Annotated in this window: 11 protein-coding genes; 6 read left to right on the top strand and 5 right to left on the bottom strand. The window is 60.6% G+C overall.

Features of this window, described 5'->3' with window-relative positions; genetic code table 11:
* The first annotated feature begins 124 nt into the window (after window positions 1–124).
* Genes EKD03_RS03590 through EKD03_RS03570 form a run of 5 tightly spaced genes read left to right on the top strand, consistent with a single transcriptional unit; the run spans window position 125 to window position 4,012 of the window.
* Window positions 125–1,129, top strand: a complete 1,005-nt coding sequence (locus EKD03_RS03590) for a lysylphosphatidylglycerol synthase transmembrane domain-containing protein (protein WP_129627605.1) — start codon at window positions 125–127, stop codon at window positions 1,127–1,129.
* Between the two features lie 36 nt (window positions 1,130–1,165).
* On the top strand, window positions 1,166–1,591 hold the full coding sequence (locus EKD03_RS03585) for an HIT family protein (RefSeq protein WP_129627602.1): 426 nt from the start codon (window positions 1,166–1,168) through the stop codon (window positions 1,589–1,591).
* Window positions 1,588–2,511 carry a hypothetical protein gene (locus EKD03_RS03580; protein ID WP_129627599.1) on the top strand — a complete coding sequence of 308 codons (924 nt, stop codon included), beginning with the start codon at window positions 1,588–1,590 and terminating at the stop codon, window positions 2,509–2,511. The genes EKD03_RS03585 and EKD03_RS03580 overlap by 4 nt, the downstream gene beginning before the upstream one ends.
* A 23-nt stretch (window positions 2,512–2,534) precedes the next feature.
* A complete protein-coding gene (locus EKD03_RS03575) occupies window positions 2,535–2,987 on the top strand; it encodes a hypothetical protein (RefSeq protein WP_129627595.1) in 453 nt (150 codons plus the stop codon).
* A gap of 23 nt (window positions 2,988–3,010) precedes the next feature.
* On the top strand, window positions 3,011–4,012 hold the full coding sequence (locus EKD03_RS03570) for a ribose-phosphate diphosphokinase (RefSeq protein ID WP_129627592.1): 1,002 nt from the start codon (window positions 3,011–3,013) through the stop codon (window positions 4,010–4,012).
* A gap of 53 nt (window positions 4,013–4,065) precedes the next feature.
* Here EKD03_RS03570 and EKD03_RS03565 read toward each other — a convergent pair whose 3' ends face one another.
* From EKD03_RS03565 to EKD03_RS03545, 5 genes are all read right to left on the bottom strand, one after another.
* The gene (locus EKD03_RS03565; RefSeq protein ID WP_129627588.1) at window positions 4,066–4,929 is read right to left on the bottom strand and encodes an FAD binding domain-containing protein; all 864 of its coding nucleotides are present in this window, start codon (window positions 4,927–4,929) and stop codon (window positions 4,066–4,068) included.
* A complete protein-coding gene (locus EKD03_RS03560) occupies window positions 4,926–7,304 on the bottom strand; it encodes a xanthine dehydrogenase family protein molybdopterin-binding subunit (protein WP_129627585.1) in 2,379 nt (792 codons plus the stop codon). Before EKD03_RS03560 ends, EKD03_RS03565 begins: the two co-directional genes overlap by 4 nt.
* 89 nt (window positions 7,305–7,393) lie before the next feature.
* A complete protein-coding gene (locus EKD03_RS03555; RefSeq protein WP_129627582.1) occupies window positions 7,394–7,873 on the bottom strand; it encodes a (2Fe-2S)-binding protein in 480 nt (159 codons plus the stop codon).
* Window positions 7,874–7,905: 32 nt separating this feature from the next.
* On the bottom strand, window positions 7,906–8,589 hold the full coding sequence (locus EKD03_RS03550) for an SRPBCC family protein (protein WP_129627579.1): 684 nt from the start codon (window positions 8,587–8,589) through the stop codon (window positions 7,906–7,908).
* A gap of 107 nt (window positions 8,590–8,696) precedes the next feature.
* Window positions 8,697–10,661 carry an RCC1 domain-containing protein gene (locus EKD03_RS03545; RefSeq protein WP_129627576.1) on the bottom strand — a complete coding sequence of 655 codons (1,965 nt, stop codon included), beginning with the start codon at window positions 10,659–10,661 and terminating at the stop codon, window positions 8,697–8,699.
* A 395-nt stretch (window positions 10,662–11,056) separates the two neighbouring features.
* Here EKD03_RS03545 and EKD03_RS03540 point away from each other — a divergent pair, with 395 nt between their 5' ends.
* Window positions 11,057–11,950, top strand: a complete 894-nt coding sequence (locus EKD03_RS03540; RefSeq protein WP_129627573.1) for a tyrosine recombinase — start codon at window positions 11,057–11,059, stop codon at window positions 11,948–11,950.
* The last annotated feature ends 83 nt before the right edge of the window (window positions 11,951–12,033 follow it).

The raw sequence follows: 12,033 nt of genomic DNA, 5'->3' as shown, positions 1-12,033 counted from the left end.
GGGGGTATAATCGCAACAGTACACACCCAGTCATCCACGTAGGTGTGTAGGATTCTCTATCGCTTGTTTGCGAACATGCTAGGATTCATCTCCTGAATCCTAGGTGTAACAGGTGCCACGCACCATGTCACTCAAAACCCTTCAGGGGAAGATTCTTGCCTCGCTCATGCTTGGCTTGGCAGTCGTGATTGTGATCGGCTTGGCCAGCGATCTGCGTGAGGTCGGGCAGGATCTCGGTGCGTTCCAGTGGGCACTGATCGCCCCCATCCTCGGCTTTACCCTGCTCAACTATCTCCTGCGTGGCCTGAAGTGGGATTACTACCTGCGCCGCTTGGGCTTGGGCGAGGGGGTGAGTTACTTCGATAGCGGCCTGATCTTCACCGCTGGCATGGTCATGGCGGTGACGCCGGGGAAACTCGGCGAGGTCTTTAAGTCCTACCTGCTACGCCGCATCAACCGCACCCCCGTGAGTGTCTCGGCCCCGATTGTGCTGGCCGAACGGCTGACCGATGGCTTGGCCATGCTGCTCCTTATGGCACTGGGGTTGACGCTCTACCCACCGGCACGTATGCTCTTCATTGCCTTACTCCTCGCCACCTTCATGGGCATTCTGATCATCCAGAACCGGCGGCTCTCGCTCCTGATCCTCGATTTCATTGCCCAACTGCCACTTGGCAATCGCATTGCCCCCAAACTCCACCAGATCTATGATAGCACCGCGCAACTGCTCGACTGGCGCATCCTGATTGTCTCCACGCTGATCAGTGTGGTCTCGTGGGGTTTCGAGTGTCTCGCCTTCTACTATGTCCTCGTGGGACTAGGCGTAACTGGCACCCCGCTGCTGCTGCTCCAGGCCACCTTCATTTTTGCCGCCAGCACGCTCTTCGGTCTGGTCTCGTTCCTGCCGGGCGGCTTAGGAGCCTCCGAGGTGAGTAGTGTGGGTCTGTTGGTGGCGCTAGTGGGCCAGAGCGCCAGTGGGGCCACGAGTGCGACGATCATTATTCGCTTCTGCACGCTCTGGTTTGGGGTCTTGCTGGGGGTGATCGCGCTCACCTGGTTTAGTCGTCGCTATGCGGAACGCAGTGATGAGGGTGAACAGCAAACCGTAGAAGGTAGCGCGGTTCTTTAGGGAAACAGGATTTCTTCGACTTGCTCAGGAGGAGCTATGGCCTCGATCTTCACGCGCATCGTCAATGGAGAGATACCGGCGGCTAAGGTGTACGAGGATGACCTGACCCTGGCCTTCCTCGATGTCAATCCGGCTACTCGTGGCCATACACTGGTGATCTGTAAGCAGGAGGTGCCGACGCTGCTCGATCTGCCACCCGAACTGGTGACGGCACTTGCCCAGACGGTTCAGCGGGTGGCGCAGGCCATTATGGCCGCGCTTAACCCAGACGGATTGAATGTGTTGCAGAACAACGGATCGGCGGCGGGGCAGGTCGTACACCACTACCATGTGCATCTCATCCCACGCTGGGAAGGCGATAACGCCGTGCGCCACTGGCGACCAGGGAGTAGCACGCCGGATGAACTGCGCGAGGTGGCAGCGGTGATTAGTATGCAACTGGGTGAGGGAGGTGCCGGATGAAGTGGCCCAAACCGCGTAGTAGTTATGTGGCGGAGAACCGCAATCCATTAGCACGCCCCGATGATGCCAGTGCAGGTTCGGGGCCAAGTACGAGTGGGCCAGCGGGGCCAAAGAATCGCCCACGCATCACCATGAGTGGCTCGATCCTGAAGTGGATCATTGGTATTCTGGGCTTCCTGGCGATCTTTCTGCTGCTGCTAATGATCTGGTCTACCTTCTTCGCCCGCCCGCAGCAGGCCAGTACGCCCAATCAGGGGCCGTTGTTGGGTAGCCCGCCAACGGTGGTGAGTGAGCCGCTGGTACTCGGTGATAACCCGCTGAGTATGGGCGAGGGGGTGCAGACCAGCGTCCCGGTGGTGAGTGGGCCAACGGGTGGCCCGCCCATGCCTGCCGACTTTGCCGCGTTCTACAGTGCCAATGGCGGGATTGATGTCCTGGGCAACCCGATCAGTGAGGTGATCGTGGTGAATGGACGCGAGATCCAGTGGTTTGAGCGTGCTCGCTTGGAGCGCTGGCCGGAGTATGCCGGTAGCCCCTACGAGATCCAGTTGGGGCGCTTGGGCGCGGAATATACATCTGGACGTACATTTGCCAACCAGCAGTTCTTTGTTAGCCGTCCCGATCTGCGCTTCTTTGCTGAGACCAGCCACTCGCTTGGCGGAGCCTTCCTCACCTTCTGGGAGGCCAACGGCGGGGTCAAGATCTTTGGCTTGCCGATTAGTGAGGAGTTTGACGAACTGCTCCCCAATGGAAAGACCTACCGCGTGCAGTATTTTGAACGCGCACGCCTAGAACTTCACCTCGATGCCGCCGGAACGCCCTACGCAGTGCAGGTTGGTCTGTTGGGAAGCGCCCTCTACCAGAACGAGAGTCGCCCGACGACCATCCAGCCAGTCCCGACTCGCGTACCATTACCGTAGCGTGTTGGTGGGGGATGCCTAAGATGGACGATGCGCAACTCTTCATTATGGCGGCTCAGCATGCGGGCTTTGGAGCCGAGGCCGCAGCCGCAACGCTGGCATGGGCACGCGGCTTCCTAGGGGATTCGGGCCAGCCGGGGCAGCGCCTGTATATTTTCCGTAGTGCCAGCCATGGCACTGGCACGGGTGAACTCTCTGCGGCCTCGCCCCCCGCTCGGCCACGCATGCTGCTGGCCTTTCGTAATGCGGACACCGCGTTGAGCTTTGCGCAGAAGGCCGGGTTGGGACTCGCACCACGGCTGGCGAGTATGGGCATCGGACATCTGTTGGCGGCGCTCATCCAGCGTCCCTCGATTACCACGCTGATTGTCGCTGATGATGACGATGCGCCATTGCGCGCTGGTCTCCCGGTTGGTGTTCGTATCGAGCGCAGCGCCTTGCTCGATCAATTGCAGATTGCAGATTGCAGGTTGTAGTTTACGATCATTTGGAGAGTATCATGGGAAGCCGTTTCGACGAACTGCGCATCTTCACTGGCAACGGTAATAACGCTCTGGCTCAGGCGATCTGTGATCGGGTCGGTGTCCCCTTGGGTGATGCAACGATTGTCAAGTTCAGTAACGAGAATATCTTCATTAAGCTGAACGAGAGTGTGCGCGAGAAGGATGTCTTTGTCGTGCAGTCGCTCTCGACACCCAACCTGAGCGACCGGATCATGGAGTTGCTGATCATGCTGGATGCGTGCAAGCGTGCTTCAGCGGGGCGCATCACGGCGGTGATTCCCTACTATGCCTACGGGCGTACCGATAAGCGCGATCAGCCGCGTGTGCCGATTACGGCGCGGTTGTTGGCGGATATGATCCAGGCGGCGGGTGCCCATCAGGTGCTCACGATTGACCTGCACGCCGGGCAGATCCAGGGCTTCTTCAATATTCCCACCGATGAACTGACGGCGATGAACTTGCTGGTGCGCTACTTCGCTGATAAGAATTGGGATGATGCGATTGTGGTCTCGCCTGATGTGGGGTTTGCCAAGCGCGGGCGCAACTTTGCTGAGGCGTTAGGTGCGCCACTGGCGATTGCTGAGAAGCGGCGCGTGCAGCATTTCGGGCGTACCGATGGCGGCAACCTGACTTCGCCGGAGATCCTCAACCTGATCGGTGATGTGGCCGGGAAGCGCTGCATCCTCGTGGATGATGAGATCGCCACCGGTGGCTCGATGCTGGAAGTAATCGAGTTGCTGGAGCGCGAAGGGGCACGCGAGATTTATGCCAGTTGTGTCCACGCGGTCTTTGCGGGTAAGGCGGTCGAGCGGCTGCGTAAGAGTTCGCTCAAGGAGTTAGTAACCACCGATACCCTGCCGCTGCCGCCGGAGAAGCGCTGGCCGCAACTGACGGTGCTGAGTGTCAGCCACTTGGTGGCCGAGGTGATTCAGCGCATCCATAGCGGGGTCTCGGTGGATACGATCTTTCAGCAACGCAACCACCCGGCGTTGATGTAGCGTAGAGACGCAAGATATTGCGTCTCTACGCTACATGCGTCTCTACGCCCCGATTATAATTTAATCGCCCCCCTGGCCTTGAGCAAGGCGCGTTTGGTGTAGACCTGCACCATGGCCCGCCGATACTCCTCGCTGGCATGAATATCACCGAGGATCTCCATCTCCTGCCCGGCAAGTGCGGCGGCATTGGCGATGGCCGCGTCCGAGGCGTCGGTGCCGAGCAGCGCCTGTTCGCAGGCGATCTGGCGGGTGGGCATCGGGCCAGCCCCGGTGATCGCGACGCGGCAGGCGCTCACCTTGCCGTCTGTTAGTTTGAGGTAGGCGGCCGCGCCCACAATCGGGTAGCGGCTGGCAGGATGGGGGAACTTGGTGTAGGCCGCGCCCTCGTCCGCACCGAGGCGTGGGCAGATGATCGCGGTGATCAACTCCTCTGGCTCTAGCGCCGTGGTGAGCATGTCCACGAAGAAGTCGGCGGCGGAGATAGTGCGGCTGCCGTTTGGCCCCTGGGTACGGATCTGGGCGTCGAGCACCAACACCACCGCCGTGATGTCCGCCGCTGGATCGGCGTGGGCCAACGAGCCGCCCAGGGTGCCCCGGTTGCGCACCTGGATGTCGCCGATCTTGGCCACCGCCTGCGGCAATACCGGGCAGACCTGCTTTAGTTCGGGGTGATGCTCGATCATCTGCCAGGTGGTGCCTGCGCCGATGTTGATCGTGCCGTTGACCACAATGCCGCGTAGTTCGGCGATGCGGGTGATGTCAATCAGGATGCTGGGGGCAGAAAGGCGCAACTTCATCGCCGGGATGAGCGAGTGGCCCCCGGCGAGAATCTTCGCATCCTCACCATACTCCTGCAACAAGGTGATCGCCTCGTCCACACTGGTGGGGGCGAGATATTCAAAGGGGCTGGGGATCATACAGGCTCCTTGTGGATCGCGTGCCAGACCCGCTCTGGGGTGGCGGGCATCTGCATGTGCTTGACCCCCAAGGGGGCCAGGGCGTCAATGATCGCGTTCATTACGCACTGCGCCGCGCCAATCGTGCCCGCCTCACCAGCCCCCTTCACCCCCATGGGGTTGACCGGGCTGGGGGTGAAGGTGTGGGCAGTCTCGATGTGCGGGGCCATCGCAGCAGTGGGGATGGCGTAGTCCAATAGGGTGCCGGTGAGCAACTGGCCATTGGCATCGTAGATGGCCTGCTCGTAGAGTGCCTGGGCGATGCCCTGCACAATCCCGCCATGGATCTGGCCCTCGACCACCAACGGGTTGATCAGGTTGCCACAGTCGTCCACGGCGATGTAGCGTTGCAGATCCACATGGCCGGTTTCGGGATCTACTTCAACCATGCTGATATGCGTACCGAAGGGGAAGGTACAGTTGGGCGGGTCGTAGTAACTGGTCTCGTCGAGAAATGGCTCCATGCCTGCGGGCAGGCTGTAGGCCACACTCGCCTGCAACGCAATCTCGGCCAGGGTCTTGGCCTGCGCAGGCGCACCGCGCACAAAGGCTTTGCCGTCAGTAAATTCAATGTCGTCCGCGTTGGCTTCGAGCATGTGGGCCGCGAGGCGCTTGGCCTTAGCCTTGATCTTATCGAGGCTCTGCTTGATTGCCGTGCCACCCACGGTGAGCGAGCGCGAACCGTAGGTTCCGTAGCCAAACGGCGTACCGAGCGTGTCGCCCCACTTAATCTCGACATCCTCGTAGGGGACACCCAACTCATCGGCGACAATCTGGGCGAAGGTGGTCTCCAAGCCCTGGCCATGCGGCAGCGAGCCGGTGGTCACCACCACCTTGCCGGTGAGGTGGACACGCACGTTGGCACTCTCGAAGAGCCCCGCGCCCCAGCCTTCACCGGCGAGGCCGATCCAGGCGCTGGGAGCCACACCACAGATCTCGACATAGGAACTGATACCGAGGCCCAAGTAGCGCCCCTGAGTACGCGCCTCGGCTTGGCGGGCGCGGAAGTCGGCATAACCGACCATCTCCAGTGCCTTGTCGAGCGCGGGTTCATAATTGCCGCTATCGTAGGGCAAGAGGCCCATGCCATTTGCGTAGGGGAACTGGTCGGGCTGGATGAAGTTCTTGCGCCGCACCGCAGCGGGGTCCATGCCGATCTCGGCGGCAAAGCGGTCGAGCATACGCTCGATCAGATAGCTCGCCTCTGGCCGCCCCGCGCCCCGGTAGGCATCCACCATAGCGGTGTTCGTGTAGACCCCGGTGACGTGGCAATAGGCGGCGGGGATCGCATACACCCCGGTGATGATGCGGCCATAGAGAGTGGTGGGAATACCGGGGGCAATCGTGCTCAGGTAGGCCCCCAGGTTGGCATGAGTCTTGACGCGCAAGCCAGTGATCGTACCATCGCGGCGGCCACACAACTCCGCATCGGTACTGTGGTCGCGCCCGTGGGTAGAGGCGCGGTAGTTCTCGGAGCGTTCTTCCACAAACTTAACCGGCCGCCCCAGTTTGCGCGCCGCCCACATGGTAAAGGCCATGTCGTTATAGCAGAAGATCTTCTGGCCGAAGGCCCCGCCGACATGGGGTGAGATACAGCGCAGCTTGGTTTCGGGGATACCGAAGACAAACGCGGCGAGGAGCAGCCGCATGACATGGGGCGCCTGCGAAGTCATCCAGACCGTGAACTCGCCGGTAGCCGCATCATAACGCGCCACCGTACCGCGTGTCTCCATCGGGGTGGGGATGAGGCGTTGGTTGATGATCGGTTCGGCCACGACAACCTCAGCCTGGGCAAAGGCGGCATCAGTCTTGGCGCGATCCCCGGCCTCCCACTCCATCACGATATTATTGGGCGCATTCGCGTGCAGTTGCGGCGCACCGGGCTGCGTGGCATCACGCGCATCCACCACTGCCGGTAGCGGCTCATAACTCACATCAACCATATCGGCGGCGTCACGGGCAAGATAGCGATCCTCGGCCAACACCATGGCCACCGGCTCACCGACGTGGCGCACCGTATCCACCGCGAGGGCACGCGGCGTATTGACGTGGTTCGTCACCCGCCCGGCCTGCCACGCACAGGGCAAAGGATTGAGATCGAGCATATCCTGGCCGGTAAAGACCGCCACCACCCCACGCCGATTGAGGGCGCGGCGGGCATCAATCGCGGTGATCCGGGCGTGGGCGTAGGGGCTGCGCACGAGGGAGACATGGAGCATCGCGGGCAGTTTAATATCATCGAGATAGGTACCGCGCCCGGTGATCAACTGGGGATCTTCGCGCCGCTTCATGGCCTGGCCCACATAGCGCGGCTTGAGGTCGGACTCATTGGTCATCGTTGCCTCCTTCTTCCTGTATAGGGGCGAAGCATCGCCCACCAACCTCGTTCGGGGTCCCTTGCTCCATGGAGGGCGATGCTTCGCCCCTACGGGATGACCGGAGATCCCATCTTCTCAGCCGCACTACTCACCGCGCGCACGATATTCTCATAGCCGGTGCAGCGACACAGATTGCCCTCTAGGCCATGGCGGATCTCACTCGGCGTGGGATGCGGGTTCTTGGCCAACAGATCCGCCGCCGACATGATCATGCCGGGGGTACAGTAGCCACACTGGAGGCCGTGCAACTCCCAGAACGCCTCCTGAAGCGGATGCAGCGTCCCTTCGGGGGCAAGACCCTCAATCGTCGTAACCTCGGCCCCATCGCACTGCACCGCCAGCGTCGTACACGACTTGACACTCACCCCATTCAGATGCACGACACACGCGCCGCACTGGCTAGTATCGCAACCAATATGGGTACCAGTCAGGTTAAGTTGTTCGCGCAGGAAGTGGACGAGCAGGGTACGCGATTCCACATCACGGGTGTAGCGGGTACCATTGACGGTTAGCGTAATTTTTGTCACGGTGAGGAACCTCCTTGTTGTACGAGCGACATCTACGACGAGCGGCGGGTACCGAAGAGGTAGCCGAGCAGGAAGGCGGCGACTACCCACCCCAGCCAGGGTTTCTGGGCGAAGAAATCCACCAGCATGCCACGCGCAATATCAACTTCGCTGAGTTGCTCGTGGGCGGGGACGACAATCGTGCGACGCTCGATCTGGGGCGGGGCGGAGGGTACAGGATCAGGTTCGGCTACAGGTTCAGGGGCGGGGGGCGCAGGTGGTGGCTCGGCGGGTAGGCGGCGGGCCTCGATCTGGGTAGCGAGAGCCTTCAGGCTCTGGTGGATGAGGGTACGCGCCGCCCCATCAATCAGGCGCTGGCCCACACTAGCAATCGTGCCACCGATCTGAGCCTCGCCACCATAATCGAGGATCGTCGTTTCACCCTCGATGCGCAGCTTGATCACCCCATGGCCATTGAGAAAGCCGTTATTGCCCTTGCCATCAACATGCACCGTGTACGATTCAGGGACGACCACATCATCAATCTTGACCCGCCCCGAATAGACGCCGCGCACCGCCTGAAGACCGATCTTCAGCGTCGTCTCATACTCGTTGGGGCCAACCTGATCCAACTGCTGGCAGCCCGGAATAGTCCGGGCCAGCACCTCAGGATCATTCAAAGCGGCCCAGACCTCCTCGCGGGTGGCCTCGAAGGTATAGTTGCCAGCGATCCTCACGCTGTGCTCCTTATAGATATGATTTTGATTCGTTGGGAATAAGAATCATCGTAGCGGATGGGAATCGCTTTGTCAACCGCCCTTCAGGGCAGTGATAGCTCGCGTCTCTACCGCATAACCACCGGCAGGTAGACATATTCATTGACCGCCTCAATCGTCACGTTGACGGTGATCGTATCGCTGAGGCTACCGTCGGAGATGCGCACAACAAAGCTGTCATTGCCGTTGTAGTCGGTTACTGGCGTGTAGGTGATAGCCTTGCTCGTACCCGTACCGCTCACACTTGCGTTGCCATGTGCGGCGGCGGTGGCAATACTCCAGGTGAGCGTATTGCCGTCGGGGTCGCTGGCATTGAGGGTAAGGGTGAAGGCGGTGGGGCTACCATCCTCACTCATCGTCACGCTGGCACTCGTCCCCTCGGTGATCAGAGGCGCGTTGTTACCCCGTGTTAAGGCGGCTGAGTGAAACGCTCCAGCGGCGATGGCAACAACATTGCTCATCCCGCTCGGTACGTTTGTCTGGCCATCATTATTGTGGCCCCACGCAACAACGGTACCATCAGCCTTGAGTGCCACGTTGTGCCACCCTCCAGTGGCGATAGCGACAACATTGCTCAGCCCACTCGGCACATTCGTCTGGCCATTCCTATTGTCACCCCACACGATAACGGTACCGGCGGCGTTGAGCGCGATGCTGTGAAACGCGCCAGCGGCGATAGCGACAACGTTGCTCAGTCCGCTCGGTGCGTTTGTCTGGCCATAATCATTGAAGCCCCACGCGACAACGGTGCCATCGGCTTTGAGCGCCATGCTATGCCACCCTCCAGCGGCGATGGCGACAACGTTGCTCAGCCCGCTCGGTACACTCGTCTGGCGATAATCACTGGAACCCCACGCAACAACGGTACCATCAGCCTTGAGCGCCATGCTGTGCCACCCTCCAGCGATGATGGCGACAACATTGCTCAGCCCACTCGGTACATTCGTCTGGCCATAATTATTGTAGCCCCACGCGACGACGGTGCCATCTGCCTTGAGCGCCATGCTGTGATGCCATCCAGCGGCGATGGCGACAACGTTGTTCAGCCCGCTCGGTACATTTGTCTGACCATTCGCATTGTCGCCCCACGCGACGACGGTGCCATCGGCCTTGAGCGCCATGCTGTGATTCCCTCCAGCGGCGATGGCGACGACATTGCTTAGATCGGGCGGCACGTTCCTCTGGCCAGAATCATTGTCGCCCCACACCCTGGTGATGCTGTTCGCTACTAGAACCATACTGTGAGTTGTTCCAGCGGCGATGGCAACGGCGTTGCTTAGATTGGATGGCACGTCCGTCTGGCCATCCCCATTGCCTCCCCACGCGACGACAGTGCCATCGCTTTTGATCGCCATGCTGTGAAACGCTCCAGCGGCGATGGCGATGACATTACTCAGCCCGCTCGGCACACTCGTCTGGCTCGCCCCATTGTCACCCCACGCAACGACGGTACCATCTGCCTTGAGCGCCGTGCTGTGATTCCCTCCAGCGGCGATAGCGACAACGGCATTCAGCCCGCTCGGCACGCTCGTCTGGCCAGCCCCATTGGCGCCCCACGCAACCACGGTGCCATCCGCCTTGAGCGCCATGCTGTGATTCCCTCCAGCGGCGATAGCGACAACGGCATTCAGCCCGCTCGGCACGCTCGTCTGGTTGTCACCCCACGCAACCACCGTACCATCCGCCTTGAGCGCCATGCTGTGATTCCCTCCAGCAGCGATGGCAGCAACGGTGTTCAGCCCGCTCGGCACGCTCGTCTGGCCAGCCCCATTGTCGCCCCACGCAACCACGGTGCCATCCGCCTTGAGCGCCATGCTGTGATTCCCTCCAGCGGCGATGGCGACGGCATTGCTTAGATCGGGCGGTACGTTCCTTTGGCCAAAATCATTGCCGCCCCACGTGACGATGCTGCCCACACCCCGACCTTCAGCGACGGGAGGGACGGGTAGCGCAAGGGTGACGAGCAGGGGCAGCAGGATAAGCAGGGCAAGACCGGAGATCGGGATGCGGTGGGAGTGCGGGTTGGAGCGCATGGTAAAGGTCTCCTTTGAGGGTAGCCATTATTTGGTCTCACCACGCCATTATTATACTTCCCTGGCTCCTCTTTCGGGGCTAGGCCCATGTGCGAGGTAGGGCATGTGCAAAGCCACCTCCGGTGGGGGTGCGGGGGCGGCTGCGCCGCCCCCGCAGAAATTTGTTGGTATGGTTTGGGGCGTAGCCCCAAGAACTTTGCACATGCCCTGATGTGCGAGGGGCCGGGGGGCAGGGGCATTCGACGGTATAGTGTCAATCTGCTACGAACCATGTCTACCAAAAAATTGTCACCACGGCACAGACAGACTATAATGTGCCTACTATTTCTTTCTACCTCGCGCTCAGATGCGCCAGACACACCTCGTCTATCCAAACTGCACCGGCGGGATACACTATGCACGAGCAGATCGAACAATTTTTGGTGTCCATGGCGACCGACCAGCAGAGGTCGGAACATACCTGTTCCGCCTATCGCACCGATCTTGAGCAACTGCGGCTCTTTCTGGCTGAACGTGCGGTGACGACATGGCAGGCCGTTACCCACGACGATATGTTGGCGTTTATGATCTCGCTGCGCGAACGTGGCTACGCGACCAGTACGGTGGCGCGGCGTACCGCTGCGATGAAGTCCTTCTTTGAATTTCTGGCTGAGCAGAAGATCGTCAGTAGTAATCCCACGAGCCAAATCGGCTCACCCAAAGTGAGCCGCGACCGGCCTAAGGCGATCACCCAGTTCGATATGGACGAACTGCTCGAATTACCCATGCGTTCGAGTGGCCCGGAGAGTCTGCGCGATAAGGCAATGCTCGAACTGCTCTCGGCCACCGGTATGCGCGTGAGTGAACTGGTGGCGCTCGAACTGGCCGATGTCTCGCTCGCAGCCGGTACGGTGTGCTGCAAGAACAAGAACGGGCGTGAACGAGTCTTGCCGATGAGCCCCACGGCGGCCACAGCGATTGAGGAGTACCTGGATATTGCCCGCAGCCAACTGGTGCGCAGCGAAAACGGTGCGATCCAGACCCTCTTCCTCAACCATCGCGGCAAACAGCTTACCCGCCAGGGCTTCTGGCTCATTCTGAAGGGCTACGCCGAGCAGCTTGGTCTGCACGACCTGACCCCGCATACCCTGCGCCACTCCTTCGCCGCGCATCTGTTGGGTGAAGGGGCCGACCTGCGTGAGGTGCAGGAGCGCCTTGGCCATGCCTCGCTCTCCACCACCCAGATCTATGCCCAGATGCCAGAGCCGTTGGTGCGTGAGCCAGTCGCTACTGATGATGATGATGCGTGATTCCCAGGAGTTTTGCCATAGCCTTCACCAAATACCCAAAGCTGAACAAACCTGCGCACCCTGCGCACGAAGGAGCCAACCGT

Origin of the sequence: Candidatus Oscillochloris fontis, assembly GCF_004138135.1 — a bacterium.
GTDB lineage: Bacteria > Chloroflexota > Chloroflexia > Chloroflexales > Chloroflexaceae > Oscillochloris > Oscillochloris fontis.
Note: the sequence above shows the minus strand (reverse complement) of the source record. Positions and strands in the feature narration are given on the sequence as shown.

What these genes read in the sequence shown, in the direction of transcription:
- EKD03_RS03565 (WP_129627588.1), bottom strand. Translation starts at nt 4,929, where the DNA reads ATGATCCCCAGCCCCTTTGAATATCTCGCCCCCACCAGTGTGGACGAG.
- EKD03_RS03570 (WP_129627592.1), top strand. Translation starts at nt 3,011, where the DNA reads ATGGGAAGCCGTTTCGACGAACTGCGCATCTTCACTGGCAACGGTAAT.
- EKD03_RS03580 (WP_129627599.1), top strand. Translation starts at nt 1,588, where the DNA reads ATGAAGTGGCCCAAACCGCGTAGTAGTTATGTGGCGGAGAACCGCAAT.
- EKD03_RS03560 (WP_129627585.1), bottom strand. Translation starts at nt 7,304, where the DNA reads ATGACCAATGAGTCCGACCTCAAGCCGCGCTATGTGGGCCAGGCCATG.
- EKD03_RS03585 (WP_129627602.1), top strand. Translation starts at nt 1,166, where the DNA reads ATGGCCTCGATCTTCACGCGCATCGTCAATGGAGAGATACCGGCGGCT.
- EKD03_RS03540 (WP_129627573.1), top strand. Translation starts at nt 11,057, where the DNA reads ATGCACGAGCAGATCGAACAATTTTTGGTGTCCATGGCGACCGACCAG.
- EKD03_RS03545 (WP_129627576.1), bottom strand. Translation starts at nt 10,661, where the DNA reads ATGCGCTCCAACCCGCACTCCCACCGCATCCCGATCTCCGGTCTTGCC.
- EKD03_RS03575 (WP_129627595.1), top strand. Translation starts at nt 2,535, where the DNA reads ATGGACGATGCGCAACTCTTCATTATGGCGGCTCAGCATGCGGGCTTT.
- EKD03_RS03590 (WP_129627605.1), top strand. Translation starts at nt 125, where the DNA reads ATGTCACTCAAAACCCTTCAGGGGAAGATTCTTGCCTCGCTCATGCTT.